This is a genomic window from Pseudomonas sp. 6D_7.1_Bac1 (assembly GCF_025465945.1).
In the GTDB taxonomy this organism is placed as follows: domain Bacteria; phylum Pseudomonadota; class Gammaproteobacteria; order Pseudomonadales; family Pseudomonadaceae; genus Aquipseudomonas.
This window is the reverse complement of sequence record NZ_JANLNW010000051.1, coordinates 227,484-244,206: the sequence shown is the minus strand read 5'-3', so window position 1 is coordinate 244,206 and position 16,723 is coordinate 227,484. Positions and strand designations below refer to the sequence as shown.

General features: G+C 60.6%; 14 protein-coding genes. 7 read left to right on the top strand and 7 right to left on the bottom strand.

Annotated elements, in window-relative coordinates:
- Positions 1 to 172 precede the first annotated feature (172 nt).
- Both NTD87_RS12670 and NTD87_RS12665 read right to left on the bottom strand, forming a co-directional pair.
- A complete protein-coding gene (locus NTD87_RS12670) occupies positions 173 to 3,271 on the bottom strand; it encodes an efflux RND transporter permease subunit (protein WP_262114281.1) in 3,099 nt (1,032 codons plus the stop codon).
- Positions 3,272 to 3,287: 16 nt separating this feature from the next.
- Positions 3,288 to 4,445 (bottom strand): efflux RND transporter periplasmic adaptor subunit, encoded by a 1,158-nt coding sequence (locus NTD87_RS12665; RefSeq protein WP_262114280.1) that lies wholly within the window; start codon positions 4,443 to 4,445, stop codon positions 3,288 to 3,290.
- Between the two features lie 295 nt (positions 4,446 to 4,740).
- On the opposite strand from NTD87_RS12665, the gene NTD87_RS12660 reads away from it, so the two are divergent.
- A complete protein-coding gene (locus NTD87_RS12660) occupies positions 4,741 to 5,442 on the top strand; it encodes a response regulator transcription factor (protein WP_262114279.1) in 702 nt (233 codons plus the stop codon).
- A gap of 4 nt (positions 5,443 to 5,446) precedes the next feature.
- Positions 5,447 to 6,748 (top strand): ATP-binding protein, encoded by a 1,302-nt coding sequence (locus NTD87_RS12655; RefSeq protein WP_262114278.1) that lies wholly within the window; start codon positions 5,447 to 5,449, stop codon positions 6,746 to 6,748.
- 196 nt (positions 6,749 to 6,944) lie between these two features.
- Here NTD87_RS12655 and pncA read toward each other — a convergent pair whose 3' ends face one another.
- The 3 genes from pncA to NTD87_RS12640 all read right to left on the bottom strand — a co-directional run bounded on the left by pncA (position 6,945) and on the right by NTD87_RS12640 (position 10,031).
- Complete coding sequence (pncA, locus tag NTD87_RS12650) at positions 6,945 to 7,583, bottom strand: bifunctional nicotinamidase/pyrazinamidase (RefSeq protein ID WP_262114277.1); 639 nt, start codon at positions 7,581 to 7,583, stop codon at positions 6,945 to 6,947.
- Positions 7,584 to 7,975: 392 nt separating this feature from the next.
- On the bottom strand, positions 7,976 to 9,370 hold the full coding sequence (locus NTD87_RS12645) for a sensor histidine kinase (protein WP_262114276.1): 1,395 nt from the start codon (positions 9,368 to 9,370) through the stop codon (positions 7,976 to 7,978).
- Positions 9,348 to 10,031 (bottom strand): response regulator transcription factor, encoded by a 684-nt coding sequence (locus NTD87_RS12640; RefSeq protein WP_123424820.1) that lies wholly within the window; start codon positions 10,029 to 10,031, stop codon positions 9,348 to 9,350. The genes NTD87_RS12645 and NTD87_RS12640 overlap by 23 nt, the downstream gene beginning before the upstream one ends.
- Positions 10,032 to 10,336: 305 nt before the next feature.
- Between NTD87_RS12640 and NTD87_RS12635 the strand changes: the two genes are divergently transcribed.
- The 4 genes from NTD87_RS12635 to hcnC all read left to right on the top strand — a co-directional run bounded on the left by NTD87_RS12635 (position 10,337) and on the right by hcnC (position 14,328).
- Entirely contained in the window at positions 10,337 to 10,876 is a 540-nt protein-coding gene (locus tag NTD87_RS12635; protein ID WP_262114275.1) for a hypothetical protein, read from the top strand.
- A gap of 479 nt (positions 10,877 to 11,355) precedes the next feature.
- On the top strand, positions 11,356 to 11,670 hold the full coding sequence (gene hcnA, locus NTD87_RS12630) for a cyanide-forming glycine dehydrogenase subunit HcnA (RefSeq protein ID WP_262114274.1): 315 nt from the start codon (positions 11,356 to 11,358) through the stop codon (positions 11,668 to 11,670).
- Positions 11,667 to 13,076: a cyanide-forming glycine dehydrogenase subunit HcnB gene (hcnB, locus tag NTD87_RS12625; protein ID WP_262114273.1), complete on the top strand. Its 1,410-nt coding sequence runs from the start codon at positions 11,667 to 11,669 to the stop codon at positions 13,074 to 13,076. The genes hcnA and hcnB overlap by 4 nt, the downstream gene beginning before the upstream one ends.
- Positions 13,069 to 14,328, top strand: coding sequence for a cyanide-forming glycine dehydrogenase subunit HcnC (gene hcnC, locus NTD87_RS12620; RefSeq protein WP_262114272.1), 1,260 nt, complete (start codon positions 13,069 to 13,071; stop codon positions 14,326 to 14,328). The genes hcnB and hcnC overlap by 8 nt, the downstream gene beginning before the upstream one ends.
- Here hcnC and NTD87_RS12615 read toward each other — a convergent pair.
- On the bottom strand, positions 14,306 to 15,169 hold the full coding sequence (locus NTD87_RS12615) for an NAD-dependent protein deacetylase (RefSeq protein ID WP_262114271.1): 864 nt from the start codon (positions 15,167 to 15,169) through the stop codon (positions 14,306 to 14,308). The two genes, hcnC and NTD87_RS12615, sit on opposite strands and share 23 nt — an antisense overlap.
- A 166-nt stretch (positions 15,170 to 15,335) precedes the next feature.
- Between NTD87_RS12615 and glsB the strand changes: the two genes are divergently transcribed.
- Complete coding sequence (gene glsB, locus NTD87_RS12610) at positions 15,336 to 16,244, top strand: glutaminase B (RefSeq protein ID WP_262114270.1); 909 nt, start codon at positions 15,336 to 15,338, stop codon at positions 16,242 to 16,244.
- A 64-nt stretch (positions 16,245 to 16,308) separates the two neighbouring features.
- Here glsB and NTD87_RS12605 read toward each other — a convergent pair whose 3' ends face one another.
- Positions 16,309 to 16,692: a helix-turn-helix domain-containing protein gene (locus NTD87_RS12605; protein ID WP_262114269.1), complete on the bottom strand. Its 384-nt coding sequence runs from the start codon at positions 16,690 to 16,692 to the stop codon at positions 16,309 to 16,311.
- Positions 16,693 to 16,723: the final 31 nt, after the last annotated feature.

Sequence of the window (16,723 nt, the reverse complement as noted above, 5' to 3'; positions counted from 1 at the left end):
AGCCCGGCGAGGTCCTTTGTGACCACAGTCAGCAGGCAGACGAAAACCCCTGTGGGAGCGAGCCGGCTCCGGGCGGCGTTCCGACGATGAGGCCGTAACATCCAACAAAGATGTTGACTGACAGACCGCCTTCGCGAGCAGGCTCGCTCCCACAGGTGATAGGTGTTGTTTGTTAGATGTTCTTGTGTCGCTTGCGCACCAGTCTCATCACCACCACAAAAAACACCGGCACAAACACCACCGCCAGCGTGGCGGTGATCATCCCGCCGATCACCCCGGTGCCGATGGCTTGCTGGCTCGCGGAACTGGCGCCGGTGGCGATGGCCAACGGCACCACGCCGAGGATGAACGCCAGCGAGGTCATGATGATCGGTCGCAGACGCAAGCGCGCGGCTTGCACTGTGGCGTCGATCAGGTCATGGCCTTCGTCGTACAGGCTCTTGGCGAACTCGATGATCAGGATCGCGTTTTTCGCCGACAGACCGATGATGGTGATCAGCCCGACCTTGAAGAATACGTCGTTGGGCATTCCGCGCAGGGTCACGGCCAGCACGGCGCCGAGCACACCCAGCGGCACCACCAGCAGCACCGAGGTCGGGATCGACCAGCTCTCGTACAGCGCCGCGAGACACAGAAACACGATCAACAACGACAAGCCGAGCAGAATCGGTGCCTGACTGCCGGACAGCCGTTCCTGCAACGACAACCCGGTCCATTCCTGACCCAGGCCCGCCGGGCCTTGGGCGACCAGGCGCTCGATTTCCGCCATCGCTTCACCGGTGCTGTGACCGGGGCTCGGTTCACCGGAAATGCTGATGGCCGGGTAACCGTTATAGCGCGTCAGCTGCGCCGGCCCCTGGGTCCATTTGGCCTGGACGAACGCCGACAACGGCACCATTTTTCCGGTGTTGTTGCGCACGTGGATCTTCAGCAGGTCATCAACCTGACTGCGTTGATCACCTTCGGCCTGAACCACGACCCGTTGCATCCGCCCCTGGTTGGGGAAGTCGTTGATATAGGCCGAACCCACGGAGGTGGACAGCACGTTGCCGATATCGGCAAACGAAACGCCCAAGGCATTGGCCTGCTTGCGGTCGACCTCCAGTTGCACTTGCGGTGCTTCAGCCAAGGCGCTTTCGCGCACATTCATCAGGATCGGGCTCTTCTCGGCGGCCGCCAGCAACGCAGTGCGTGCTTGCATCAGCGCGGCATGGCCAAGGCCACCCCGGTCTTGCAGACGGAACTCGAAACCGCTGGACGTACCCAAACCATTCACGGGCGGAGGCAGCACGGCGAAGGCCACGGCGTCCTTGATCTGGCTCAGAGCAATGTTGGCGCGGTCGGCAATCGAGGCCGCCGAGTCAGCGCTACCGCGCTCAGACCAATCCTTGAGTGTGGTGAACGCCAAGGCGGCGTTCTGGCCGCTCCCGGAAAAACTGAAGCCGAGAATCACCGTGCTGTCGCCGACGCCTGGTTCAGTAGCGTTGTGCGCTTCGATCTGCTCCACCACCTGCACCGTGCGGTTCTTGCTGGCGCCCGGCGGCAGTTGAATGTCGGTGATGGTGTAACCCTGGTCTTCGACCGGCAGGAATGAAGAGGGCAGGCGGCTGAAGCAAAACACCAGGCCGATCAACAGCACACCATAAATCAGCAGATAACGGCCGCTGCGTTTGAGTGCATACACAACCCAGCCTTCATAGCGCTCGGTCAGTTGTTCAAAGCGCCGGTTGAACCAGCCAAAAAAACCACCCTTGGCGTGATGTTCACCCTTGGCGATCGGTTTGAGCAGCGTGGCGCAGAGTGCCGGGGTCAAGGTCAGGGCCAGGAACGCCGAGAACAGGATCGAAGTGGCCATCGACAGCGAGAACTGCTGGTAAATCACCCCGACCGAGCCCTGCATGAACGCCATCGGGATAAACACCGCCACCAGCACCAAGGTGATGCCAATGATCGCCCCGGTGATCTGGCTCATCGCCTTGCGCGTGGCTTCTTTGGGCGACAGGCCTTCGTTGGCCATGATCCGCTCGACGTTTTCCACGACCACGATGGCGTCGTCCACCAGAATGCCGATCGCCAGCACCATGCCGAACATGGTCAACACGTTGATCGAAAAGCCCAGCGCCAACATGGTCGCAAAGGTGCCCATCAGCGCCACCGGCACCACCAGGGTCGGGATCAGCGTGTAGCGGATGTTTTGCAGGAACAGGAACATCACCGCAAACACCAGCACCATGGCCTCAAAGAGGGTGACGAGCACTTTGGTGATCGAGACTTTGACGAACGGCGAAGTGTCGTACGGGATCTTGTACTCCACGCCGGCCGGGAAGTAGCGCGCCAGTTCGTCCATCTTCTCGCGCACCAGGGTGGCGGTGCTCAAGGCGTTGGCACCGGGCGACAGCTGCACGCTGACAGCGGTCGACGGTTTGCCATTGAGGCGGGTGGAGAACTGGTATTCCTGGCTGCCGATTTCGACCCGCGCCACATCGCCCACACGCACCGTGGAGCCGTCGGGGTTGGCCCGCAGCACAATGTCGGCGAACTCTTCCGGGGTCGAGAGCTGACCTTTCACCAGCACCGTCGCGGTGATTTCCTGAGTGGTGCGGGTCGGCAAGTCACCGATGCTACCGGCCGAGACCTGAGCGTTTTGCGCGACAATCGCGGCGTTGACGTCGGCCGGGGTCAGGTTGAAGCCAATCAGTTTCTGCGGGTCGATCCAGATCCGCATGGCCCGTTCGGCGCCATACAACTGGGCCTTGCCGACGCCGTCCAGACGCTTGATTTCGTTCATCACGTTGCGCGCCAGATAGTCGCTGAGCGCGACGTCATTGAGCTTGCCGTCGCTGGAGGTGAGGGTGATCAACAGCAGGAAGCCGGACGAGACTTTTTCGACCTGCAAGCCTTGCTGAATCACCGCTTGCGGCAGGCGCGACTCGACCACTTTGAGGCGGTTTTGCACATCGACCTGAGCCATTTCCGGATCAGTGCCAGGCTGAAAGGTTGCGGTGATGGTGGCGGTACCGAGGCTGCTCTGGGATTCGAAATACAGCAGGTGGTTGGCGCCGTTGAGTTCGCCCTCGATCAGGCTGACCACGCTTTCATCGACGGTTTGCGCCGAGGCACCGGGGTACACCGCGTAGATTTCGACCTTCGGCGGCGCCACGTCGGGGTACTGCGCGACCGGCAGCAGTGGGATGGCCAAGCTACCTGCCAACAGGATAAACAGCGCGACCACCCAGGCGAACACCGGGCGGTCGATAAAGAATTGCGGCATAAAGTCTGTGTCCTGCCTACTGCCCGGTTACCTGGGCAAGTGGAAGAGGGGTGTTGTCGATCTGCACTTTTTCGCCGGGACGGGCGTGCTGCAGGCCTTCGATGACAATGCGGTCGCCGGGTTTGAGGCCGCCGGTAACGATCCAGCGATCCTTCTGCACCTGGCCAAGCTGCACCGGTTGCTGACTGACGCGGGCTTCGGCGTCGAGCAACAGCACTTGAGCAACGCCGGCGCTGTCCCGCAGGATCGCCCGTTGCGGCACGCTGATACCTTGCTGGTTTACCGCTTGCTCCAGGCGCACGCGGATGAAACTGCCTGGCAGCAGGTCGAGGTCCGGGTTGGGGAACTCGCTGCGCAGGATGATCTGGCCGGTGCTCGGGTCGACGCTGATGTCGGCGAACAGCAGCTTGCCCGGTAATGGATAGAGGCTGCCGTCGTCCTGAATCAGCGTGGCTTTGGCCTGATCCTGACCGACCTGCTGCAACTGCCCGGCACGGAAGGCCCGGCGCAAATCGTTGAGTTCGCGGGTCGACTGGGTCAGGTCAGCGTGGATCGGGTCCAGTTGCTGGATCAGCGCCAAGGGCGTGCTTTCGTTCTGCCCGACCAGTGCGCCTTCGGTGACCAGCGCGCGACCGATGCGCCCGGAAATCGGTGCAGTGACGGTGGCGTAACCCAGGTTCAGTTTCGCCCGTTGCACCGCTGCCTGATTGGCCGCGACATCGGCGGCGGTCTGCCGGACACTGGCGCGGGCGTTGTCGTAATCCTGGCCGCTGATGGCATTGCCTTCGATCAACTGGGCGTAACGCTGTTCCTGCAATCGCGCTTGAAAGGCATTGGCCTCGGCCTTGCGCAGCGCCGCCTGAGCGCTGTCCAGATCGGCCTTGAACGGTGCCGGATCGATGCGAAACAGCACGTCGCCTTGTTTGACGTCGCCGCCTTCGTGGAAGGTCCGTTGCAAGACGACGCCGGCCACCCGGGCGCGGACTTCAGCGATCCGTGGTGCGGCGATCCGCCCACTCAGTTCGCTGCTGATCGACAGTGGCCGGGCTTCGATGGTTTCGATCCGGACCGTGGCCAGCGGCGCCGCGTTTTCGGCGGTGGAGGACTTGTCACACGCGCTCAGCGTCATTGCCAAGGCAATCAGGCCGAGCTTCGCAAACAGGTTCTTTGACATGTGAATACCCCAATAATGACCCCCAGCATCCTACGGGGAGGGGACGAGCGTAGCGGTGAAGCTTTGTAGGTGCTGTGTGAAATTGTGTAAGGGTTTTACTCACGCACGCGTGAGGGCGTATATCCTTTGCGCCTTGAATTTTTTTGCGTCTGATAGATTGCTATCGCGAGCAGGCTCGCTCCCACAGTGGTTTGGTGGTGTTCACAACATCTGTGTGCACAACAGATCCCTTGTGGGAGCGAGCCTGCTCGCGATAGCGGTTTAACAGAAGCCACTGCACTTTCTGGAAACACCCATGCCCAACATCCTCCTGGTCGAAGACGACTCCGCGCTCTCTGAACTGATCGCCAGCTACCTTGAACGCAATGGCTATCAGGTCAGTGTGATCAGCCGGGGCGACCAGGTGCGCGAACGGGCGCGGGTCAATCCGCCGGATCTGGTGATCCTCGACCTGATGCTGCCGGGCCTTGATGGTCTGCAGGTCTGTCGTTTGCTGCGCGCCGATTCGGCGACCTTGCCGATTCTCATGCTGACGGCCCGCGACGACAGTCACGACCAGGTGTTGGGGCTGGAGATGGGCGCTGACGATTACGTGACTAAACCCTGTGAGCCGCGAGTGTTGCTGGCCCGGGTGCGCACCTTGTTGCGGCGCAGCAGCCTGAACGAGCCACAGACCGCCAGCGACCGGATCCTCATGGGCAACCTGTGCATTGACCTGTCGGAGCGCACCGTGACCTGGCGCGAACAGTTGGTCGAACTGTCCAGCGGCGAATACAACCTGCTGGTGGTGCTGGCTCGCCACGCCGGTGAAGTGCTCAGCCGCGACCAGATCCTGCAGCGCCTGCGCGGCATTGAATTCAACGGCACCGACCGTTCGGTGGATGTGGCGATTTCCAAGCTGCGGCGCAAGTTCGACGACCACGCCGGCGAAGCGCGCAAGATCAAGACCGTGTGGGGCAAGGGCTATCTGTTCAGTCGTTCCGAGTGGGAATGCTGACACCATGCTGCGCATTCTGATCCGCCTCTACCTGATCACCATCGTCACCTTCAGTGCCGCGATCTATTTCATTCCGGATCTGGTGATCAAGGCTTTTCACGAGCGTTTCCAGAACTACAACCTTGATCAGTCCCGGGGTTTGCAGAACCTGATCGTCAAGCAGTTTCACGCGGTGCCGAGCGAGCAATGGACGCGCCTGGCGACGCAACTGGACAAAGACTTCAGCCCGCTGCATGTGGTGCTGGTGCGCAATGACGACGCGGACTTCACACCCTACGAACGTGAACGTCTGGAGCGCGGTGAAAAGGTCATCCGCATGGGCGACTGGGGTTGGCGCACCCTGGCGGTGTCACCGCTGGATGAACAGCTGTCGGTGAAACTGGTGGTGCCGCCGGATCCGCTGGACGTCAATTTGCTGTACTGGAGCATCAACGTGCTGATCGGTGCCGCGCTGCTGGCTTGCCTGCTGATCTGGCTGCGGCCGCACTGGCGCGACCTGGAGCGCCTGAAACATACCGCCGAGCGCTTCGGCAAGGGCCACTTGAGCGAGCGCACGCAGATTGCGCCGAGCTCGAACATCGGCAGCCTGGCCCATGTCTTCGACACCATGGCCGGCGACATCGAAAACCTCTTGAACCAGCAGCGTGACTTGCTCAATGCGGTGTCCCACGAACTGCGCACGCCGCTGACCCGACTGGATTTCGGCCTGGCGCTGGCGCTGTCCGACGACTTGCCGGCCGCCAGCCGCGAGCGTTTGCAAGGGTTGGTTGCACACATTCGTGAACTGGATGAACTGGTGCTGGAATTGCTTTCCTACAGCCGCCTGCAAAATCCGGCGCGAATGCCTGAGCAGGTGGACGTGTCGCTGGATGAGTTCATCGACAGCATTCTGGGCAGCGTCGATGAGGAACTTGAGTCACCGGATATCGTCATCGACGTGTTGCTGCACGGTCAACTCGAACGCTTCAGCCTCGACCCGCGCCTGGCTGCCCGAGCGATCCAGAACCTGCTGCGCAATGCCATGCGTTACTGCGAAAAACGTATTCAGATCGGCGTGCAGGTGTGCCCCAAAGGCTGCGAAATCTGGGTTGACGACGACGGCATCGGCATCCCGGAAGACGAACGTGAGCGGATCTTCGAGCCGTTCTATCGGCTGGACCGCAGCCGCGACCGCGCCACGGGCGGGTTTGGCCTGGGCCTGGCCATCAGCCGTAGGGCGCTGGAAGCCCAGGGCGGCACGCTGACGGCCGAAACCTCGCCGCTGGGCGGGGCGAGGTTCCGGTTGTGGTTGCCGACACCGGTCTGATCTCTCTTGGTGTGATGCTGTAACGCGATCCGTAGCAGCTGCCGAGCCCGGGAGGCTGCGTTCGAGGACGAAGTCCTCGCAAATCCTCTGCACTCGGTTTGCTTGGGAGAACGTGTTGTTCGACTTTACGACTTTACGACTGCTGCGCAGCCGAACGCAGCCTCGCGGGCTCGGCAGCTGCTACGGGGCCCCTCGCTCAAACGGACACTTCAGCAGCGGTGATCAACCCTACGCCAGCCTGGTCCATCCGCTCCATTGCCGTGGCCAGCGAGCCGTTCAAGTCGATCGCCCGGCAGGCATCCAGCACCACCGTGGCATTGAACCCGGCTGCGCGGGCATCCAGCGCTGAAAACATCACGCAGAAATCCAGCGCCAGTCCGACCATAAAAACCGTGTCGATCCCGCGTTCCTTCAGGTACCCGGCCAAGCCGGTGGGAGTCGTGCGATCGGCTTCCAGAAACGCCGAATAGCTGTCGATGTCGGGGTTACAGCCTTTGCGGATGATCAATTGGGCGTGGGGCAGGTTCAGCTCGGCGTGCAGTGCGGCGCCGCCAGTGGCTTGCACACAGTGCTCCGGCCACAGGGTCTGGGCGCCGTAGGGCAGTTGAATGACGTCATAGGGTTCGCGTTCGGGGTGGCTGGAAGCGAACGAAGCATGCCCGGCCGGGTGCCAGTCCTGGGCGATGATCACCTGGGTGAATTGACCGGCAAGGCGATTGATCAAGGGAATGATCTGATCGCCCTCGGGTACTGCCAAACGGCCGCCGGGGGTGAAGTCGTTTTGTACATCAATGACCAGCAGGGCGCAGTGTGTTTGAGCAGATGTGGACGCCATGGCCGGTTACCTCCCTGGAAGTGAAGCCTGAAGCATAGCGTCTGGTTCAGCTCACGGAGCTCAAACACTTTTATTCATTGGCGATTACCACCACACCCTGTGGTGAGGGGAGCTTACCCTAATGCCGGTAAGTCATGGGATTTCAGGCACGGCACATTCCCCGTAGCAGCTGGCGTAGCCTGCGTTCGGCTGCGCAGCAGTCGTAAAATCAGGCACTGCGGTCTTTCAGATTAACCGTGGTGCCGGGAATACGACCGCTACGCCCCGGACCGGCTGAACGCAGGCTACGCCAGCTGCTACGGAGAGTGTGCAGCGCTTACTCAAGGGATGAGCGACGCCTTCCCACCCGGCAACCTTGAAAACCTGTAGGACATTTCCCCCAATGCAGCGCATTAATCCGCGGGCAGCAAACGCTGGCGGCAATCGAGTGTCAGTCGGGCGCCGCCGAGTTCGCTGCTGCCGACGTCAAGGTTGAACCCGTGCAGGTTGACGATGGCCGCGACAATCGACAAGCCCAGGCCGAAACCACCCTTTATAGCGTTGTCGTCAACGCGATAGAAACGTTGAAATACCGCTGTGCGTTTGTCCGCAGGAATGCCGGGGCCGGAGTCGAGTACTTCGATGCGTGTGCTGCCGGCGTTGTCGCTTGCCCGCACAATGACCTGACCGCCCGCCGGGGTGAACTTGATCGAGTTGCTCAGCAAGTTTGACAGCGCTTCGAACAACAACGCCCGGTCGCCGTTCAGCGCTGGCAAGGTTGGCGGGGTTTGCAGGCTCAAGTTCAACTGACCTTCTTCGGCCAGTGGCAGGTAAAAATCGTGCAGTTCCTGCAGCAACGGCAACGGATCGAACAGCACGAAGCCCGAACGCCGTTGTTGATCCTCCAGCTCGGAAATTCGCAGCAATCCACGGAAACGCGCCATCAGGGTGTCGGTTTCGGCGATCACCTGATCCAGCTGCGTCGCTTCGGCGGACCCTTCGGCGGCCTGCTGTTGAATGCGGTAAAGCTGTGCGCGCAGCCGGGTGAGCGGAGTGCGCAGGTCGTGGGCGATGTTGTCGCAAACCCCTTTGACCTCGTTCACCAGACGCTCGATGCGTTCGAGCATGGCGTTGACGATGGCCGCGAGCATGTCCAGCTCATCGCGGCGGCTGGACAGCGGCAAACGGTGGTTCAGGTTACCGGCGACGATGGCTTCGGCGCTCGCTTGCAGGGCCCGGATACGCCGCAGTGGCCGACGGCGCAGCAGGTGCCAACCGGCGATGCCGGGGATGATGGTCAGCGAGACGCCCCAGAACAGGGCATACAGGATGATCCGCGTGACGGCGAATAACGAACCGTTGTCACGCACCAGGACCAGCCAGCGGTTATCCAGGGTGCGAGTCGCCACGGCGTCGCAACTGTCGGACGGCATGCTGGCGTCATCCGGGTCGGCGCAGTCGGCCAGTTCATGGATCTTGCCGTCCAGCGGCAGGCCGGCAGGGATCTTGCGGATCAACCCGTGCAGAGGCCGATGCTGGTCGTCGAACAGCCCGTAAGCGTCGATGCCGCGCTGGTCGAAGGTGATACTGGCGATCAACGCCTCATCCAGTTGCTCGCCGTGGAAGCGTGAAAACAGGTGCTGGCGTTGCATCAGCGAATGTTTGGCGAGGTTCTCCAGGTAGCTGGAAACCTCGTAATACATCACCCCCATGAGCAGGCCGCTCCAGACCACGAACAGCGAACTGTAGAGCGCCAGCAAACGGCTGCTGGAGGAGCGCCAGCCTTTAGACGGGTTCAGCAATGACATAACCCGAGCCTCGCACAGTCCGTATCAGCGGCAGTTGGCCCGGTGGGTCGATCTTTTTGCGCAGACGTCCGATGTGCACATCGATCAGATTGGTGCCTGGGTCGAAGTGATAGCCCCAGACTTCTTCGAAAATCATCATCCGCGAGAGGATCTGCCCGGTATTGCGCAGCAGAAACTCCAGCAGTTTGTATTCGGTGGGCAACAGGCTCAGCAACTGCCCGGCGCGGCTGGCTTCACGGCTGATCAGGTTGAGTTCAAGGTCGGCCACGCGCAGGGTCGTTGTGTAGTCCTTGACGGTGTTCTGGCGTCGCAGCAGGACTTCGACCCGGGCGGCCATTTCGTCGGTGGCGAAGGGCTTGGTCAGGTAATCGTCACCGCCGGCACGCAGGCCGCGAACGCGCTCGTCGACGTCGGACAGGGCGCTGATCATCAGAATCGGCGTCGATACGCCCATGGTCCGCAAGGTGGTGACAATCGCCAGGCCATCGAGCTCCGGCAGCATGCGGTCCAGGGTGATCAGGTCGTAGTCGCCGCTGACTGCACGCGCCAGGCCCTCTCGACCATTGGCGACCCAGTCCACCTGCAAGCCATGGCTGCTCAGCTCGGCAACGATCTCTCGTGCGGTGACCGCATCGTCTTCAATGGTCAGGATTCGAGTCATGGGGCTTGCCTGAGAGTAAATGAAATACACGGGGCGGCAGTGTGCCAAGAAATGCCCGCGAGGTTTCTAAAAAAACTTTTATATAGGCAATCATTGATATCATCAGGCCATGCCTGCCTGGAGGCGCTACAGCTATAAACGAAAGTAGCCGATGCTGGAAACACAGGGCAAGGTGACACGATTTTTGTTTTTTACCTTGATAGACGTGGCCACTTTCAGGTGCTGGCCACGGATGGACAAGATGCCGGCGCTCTACTAGCGTTGGCCGATAACGACTGTGCCTGAATCCACGAAGGGGAAGTGTTTTGGACAAAAAGGAAATCAAGCGACAACTGGAGGCGATGCTTGAAGCAGGCCGCTCCAGGACGGAGACCTTCAAAGCGTTTTCCGGTGGAGGGGTCGGGGACCGGGTGCTCGCCTACTGGATCGCCGCCTATCCGGATCGGGATCTGTACGAAGCGCATTACCGAAAAATCAATACGCTGGTGACCATCAGCTTTATTCAGGCATTTCTGGGCGCAGCGCTGGGGTATTTTATTGGGGCGACCATAGGGCCCAGCGCGAGCTTTATCCTGGCGGCGATTGCCGGCGTGGTCCCGCTGCTGTTTGCTTATGGTTTCTACAAGAACTCGGCACAGGCCTACAACATCTACATCGTTCTGGCGATTACCCAACTGCCGCGATTGTTCTCGGGGGCCGCCGAGGCACCACTGGTGGCCACTGTGGGGGCGTTGTTCACGTTGGGTATTTTGTTTTTTGTCATGCGTCTGAGGTCGTTGCTGTTTCCGGACTTCGCCTTTTTCGGTCCGAAAAAGGTCAAGGGGCAGTACGTTTTCTCCAACTGATGCGCCCTGCGCGCATCATCTCGTTCTGCAAAAATGGATGAGTCCAGGCTTTCACTGGCCTGGATCAATATTGTCCCGTGAAATAACTCCTAACGTATGCGCTCCAGGCCTGTCGCATGGCATCGGCTACATTGCCGTGGCGCGCGCATGTTGCGTTTCGAGTTACCGGTACAGGTCGGCGCATTTTTTGCGGATCAGCCGACTTGCAAGGTGTAGGGTCTGTACGAAAACTCGCCGAGCGGCGATCAGGCAAGGCAAAAACAGGCGAGGAACGGCTGGGGTCGCACCCGACTTTAGGCCCCTAAATGAGCATTATCCGCTGCGCGGCCCCTTCGGGCCGTCCTTCGGACGTTCTCACTCCGTTCGTCCGAGCCTGTTTTTAACGCAGCCTGGTCGACGCGCAGGCAGTTTTCGTACAGAGCCTAGTGCAGCATGGAGCTGGCAACCTTTACCCAACCCCTTCACGGATGAACTATGCAATGCAACGCCTAGATCGAACCTTTGATATTCAGCCGCTGCAACAGGCGGATATGACCATCGAACTCAATGGCCAGCCGGTCAGCGCCGCGATTGGCGAAACCGTGCTGACGGTCATTCAATCCCTCGGCGTGCGCCAGGTCGCACGCAACGATCACGATCAGATCAGCGGGGCCTATTGCGGCATGGGCGTGTGCCAATGCTGCCTGGTGAAAATCAACGGCCGACACAAGCGCCGCGCCTGCCAGACCCTGGTGCAGCCGGGAATGCAGGTCGAAACCGTGGTCAACCGTATTGCCGAGCAGGAGGCACTATGAGCCTGCATCCGGTAATCGTCGGCGGCGGCCCGGCCGGCATGGCGGCGGCCATTGAACTGGCCGAGCACGGCGTGCACTGCACGTTGCTCGAAGAGGCTTCTCGACTGGGCGGCGTGGTGTATCGCGGGCCGTTGCGTGACGGCGTACAGCTTGATTATCTGGGGCCGCGTTACGCCGAGGATCTGGCCAGGCTGCATGGCGACTTCCAGGACCGTTGTGCGCTGATCGATGTGTGTTTGAACACTCGGGTCATTGGTGCGCAAGGGACTCGGGCGTTGGTCATGCTGGACGCTGACGAACACGTGCAGGAAATCACCTACCCGCAATTGTTGCTCGCCGCCGGATGCCATGAACGCAGCGTACCGTTCCCTGGCTGGACCTTGCCGGGCGTGATACTGCTGGGCGGTTTGCAGCTGCAAATCAAGAGTGGTGTGGTCAAGCCGCAAAGCCCGGTGGTGATCGCTGGCACCGGTCCGTTGTTGCCGCTGGTTGCCTGTCAATTGCATGCATCCGGGGTGAAGGTCGCCGGTGTATTCGAGGCCTGTGCGTTCGGCAAGATCGCCAAGGAAAGCCTGGCACTGCTGAACAAGCCGCAATTGTTCCTCGACGGGTTGAGCATGCTCGCCTATCTGAAGTTGCACCGGATCCCGATGCGCTACGGTTGGGGCGTGGTCGAGGCGCAAGGCGAGGGTGAGTTGCGCAGTGTGACGGTCGCACCCTATTCCAGCAGTTGGCAGCCAGACCTGAGTCGCGCCGAGCAGGTGGCGGCGCAGACCCTGGCGGTGGGCTATGGCTTTATTCCGCGCACTCAGCTCAGTCAGCAAATGGGACTGGAGCATGGCTTCAGCGATGACGGTTATCTGCGAGCCACGGCCAATATCTGGCAGCAAAGCAGCGAACCGCACATTCATCTGGCCGGCGACATGGGCGGGATTCGTGGCGGTGAAGCAGCGATGCTCAGCGGTCGAATCGCAGCGCTGTCGATCCTCGTGCAGCGCGATGTGCTGAGCACCGAGCTAGCGTTGCATTTGCGCAATGGCTACCTGGCGAAGCTCAAGTCCATCGTGCGTTTTCGCGCGGCGGTGGATCGCTACACCGAGCGCGGTGCCGGGCAAACGGCGTTGCCGGCTGCCGATACAGTGATCTGCCGCTGCGAAAAAGCCACCCGTGCCGACATTGACCGGGCGCTGTCCCAAGGCGTTCAAGACATGGCCAGCCTGAAAATGCGCACGCGGGTGAGCATGGGCGATTGTCAGGGGCGGATGTGTGTCGGCTATTGCAGCGATCGCCTGCGAGAAGCCACCGGACGCCCGGATGTGGGCTGGTTGCGACCGCGTTTCCCGATTGATCCGATTCCTTTTTCAGCTTTCCAGAACCTTGGCACGGATGCGTTGAATCATGAGTAAGTTCTACGATGTGGTGATTGCCGGTGGCGGTGTGATTGGGGCTTCGTGTGCCTATCAACTGTCGAAACGCAAAAATCTGAAAATCGCGCTGATCGACGCCAAGCGCCCAGGCAACGCAACCCGCGCATCAGCCGGCGGCCTCTGGGCGATTGGCGAGTCGGTGGGGTTGGGCTGCGGGGTGATCTTCTTTCGTATGATGTCGGCCAACCGCAAGCGCGAAACCCAGGGCGCAGCGGTGGCGGTCGACTCCAGTACACCGCACATCCTGCCGGATTCGTTCTTTGATTTTGCCCTGCAATCGAATGCGATGTACCCGGACCTGCACCGCGAGTTGCAGGAGAATCACGGCATGGATTTCAAGTTCGAAAAAACCGGGCTGAAGTTCGTGATCTACGACGATGAGGACCGTTTGTACGCCGAGCACATTGTTGCCTGCATTCCACACCTGGCCGATCAGGTGCGCTGGCTGGATCAGGCCGCGCTGCGCGAGGCCGAGCCGAGCGTCAGCCATGAAGCACGCGGAGCGCTGGAGTTTCTCTGCGACCATCAGGTCAGCCCGTTTCGTCTGGCGGATGCCTACACCGAAGGTGCCCGGCAGAATGGCGTCGACATGTACTTCAACACCAACGTCACTGACGTGTTGCGCCAGGGTTCACGGGTCATCGGCGTGCAGACGGCCGAGGCCGGAGCGTTCCGTTGTGACACCTTGATCAACGCCGCAGGTGCCTGGGCCGCGGAGCTCAGCCTGAAAGCCACGGGCATCAGCATTCCGGTGAAGCCGGTCAAAGGCCAGATTTTGCTGACCGAGCGCATGCCCAAGGTCTTGCGCGGCTGCCTGACCACCAGTGATTGCTACCTGGCGCAGAAAGATAACGGCGAAATCCTGATCGGCAGCACCACCGAAGACAAAGGTTTCGACGTGACCACCACCCTCCCAGAAATCAATGGCCTGGTGCAAGGCGCGATCCGCTGCATTCCCGAGCTTGAACACATCAACCTCAAGCGCTGCTGGGCGGGGTTGCGTCCAGGTTCACCGGATGAATTGCCGATTCTGGGGCCGATGAAGGGGGTTCAGGGCTATCTCAACGCTTGCGGGCATTTCCGCACCGGCATCCTGACGTCGGCGATCACCGGGGTGTTGCTGGACAAATTAGTGAATAACGAACCGTTGCCACTGGACATCACACCGTTCCTGGCGGATCGGTTTGAGGCGCAGAAAACGGCTGTGATCAAACAGGCAGAAATGGCCTGACAGGGCTCAGGCGTTCTGCCAACAGCGGTAACAGCTGTTCGCAGGACGCCTCGATCTTCATGTCCAGCAAATCATCGGCGCGGGTCTTGCCCAGATTGATGGCGATCAGCGGTTTGCCACGGTCGGTGATTGCGCGACACAGGCGAAACGCCGAGAACGCCATCAACGACGAGCCCACCACCAGTAACCCCGCGGCCTGTTCAGCAGCAGCCATGGCCTTGGCGGCAGTGGCTTGCGCAACGTTCTCGCCGAAAAATACCACGTCCGGTTTCATTCGCTCGCCTTCGCAGTGAGGGCAACGGGGGACTTGAAAGTGCGACACGAAAGCCGGGGCGAGCAGGGTGTCGCCATCGGGTGCCTGAACTGCGTCGACGCCCGCCAGATACGGGTTTTGCGTTTCCATGATGCGCTGGATCGAGTCCCGGTCACTGCGCTGGCCGCAATCCAGGCACAGCACCCGGTGCAGGCTGCCATGCAACTCGATCACGTCCGGGCTGCCGGCCTGATCGTGCAAGGTGTCGACGTTCTGGGTGATCAACCCGGCAATCAACTGCTGCGCCTGCAACGTGGCCAAGGCTTCGTGAGCTTGGTTCGGCCGTGCTTGCCGAACCCGTGGCCAACCGAGCATCGCCCGCGCCCAGTAACGCTGGCGTGACTCGGGGGCTTTCAGAAATTCCTGATACATCATTGGTTGCCGACCGCGCCGCACCCCATCGGTGTCGCGGTAATCGGGGATGCCCGACGGCGTGCTGATGCCGGCGCCCGTGAGCACCAGCAACGGCTGGTCAGCCATCAGGTTCTGAAGGTGGTCGAGCTGTTCACGGATGGGGCTGTCGAACATGGTCAGCGCTCCGGTTGCCGGGATTCACAACACGATGCAGGATAGTTGTTATTCGGTCTAGCGCGTGGCGTTGGGCGTTGAGCGCAAAACTGTGCTCTGACGCGTGCGCGTGGCGTCTAGCGTCTGTGTCCCCGCAGTGGTACGGGGCGTGAATTCGGAACCCGGCATGCAAGCGTTGTTGAACGAAATCCTTGAGACGGTGCGCCCCCTGATCGGACAGGGCAAGGTGGCTGATTACATTCCTGCGCTAAGCAGTGTGCCGGCCGATCAGTTGGGCATTGCGGTGTATGGCAATGACGGCGAGTTGTATTGCGCGGGCGATGCGTACACGCCGTTTTCGGTACAGAGCATTTCCAAGGTGTTCAGCCTGGTGCAGGCCATCGAGCATTCCGGCGAGGCGATCTGGGAGCGACTCGGTCACGAGCCCTCCGGCCAACCGTTCAACTCGCTGGTGCAACTGGAGTTCGAACGCGGTCGGCCGCGCAATCCGTTCATCAATGCCGGAGCGTTGGTGATCTGCGACATCAACCAGTCACGATTTGCTGCGCCGGCGTTGTCGATGCGTGATTTTGTGCGGCGGTTGTCCGGTAACCCACAGGTGATGGTGGACGGTAAAGTCGCCGAGTCGGAGTACCAGCACCGCGCGCGCAACGCGGCCATGGCGTATCTGATGCAGTCGTTCGGCAACTTTCATAACGATGTGGAAGCAGTCCTGCGCAGCTATTTCAGCCATTGCGCGTTGCGCATGAATTGTGTCGACCTGGCCCGGGCGTTCTGTTTCCTGGCCAATGACGGGTTCTGCAAGCACAGCGGCGAGCAGATTCTCACTGCGCGCCAGACCCAGCAGGTCAATTCGATTATGGCCACCAGCGGTCTGTATGACGAAGCCGGCAACTTTGCCTATCGCGTCGGTCTACCGGGCAAGAGTGGCGTGGGCGGCGGCATCGTGGCCGTAGTGCCGGGCCGGTTCACCGTGTGCGTCTGGTCGCCGGAGCTGAACGCGGCGGGTAATTCGCTGGTGGGCATGGCGGCGCTGGAGCTGCTGAGCCAGCGCATTGGCTGGTCGGTGTTCTAGTGCTCGGGCTTGTGACCCAATGCCGGTAAGTTAAGCCGCTACACGATCCGGTGGTCGCGTGATGTCAGGGCGCGGGGCCCAGGCAGCGAAGTTTTCGTAACTCTCTTACATAGATGTAAAGACTCTTTTGGTCGGTGGGCAAACGGTAAAATGTCAAAGGTGTATCGTTTTGAGAGTAATAAGCTCTGTTGAACTTGATCTCATGATCATCATTCTGCGATTGATGGCTGATTTGAGAATGCATTTCGGAAATCGAACTCAGCGTAATAACGGGGTAAGGTGGCCATGATTCGCCGTCGGAGTCTTGGGTTTCTACAGCGGTGGCAAGAAGCGTCGAGTTGAACACGTAACCACGCCGGGGAATCGTCTGGATTATTTGTTTGCTTTTTTCATCTCCCAGCAGTTCCCGGAGTCGTGAATTTTCCTGATTGGGGCTGTTCTGAGTCATTACTCTATCCGGCCAGGCGAACGCCAGGATT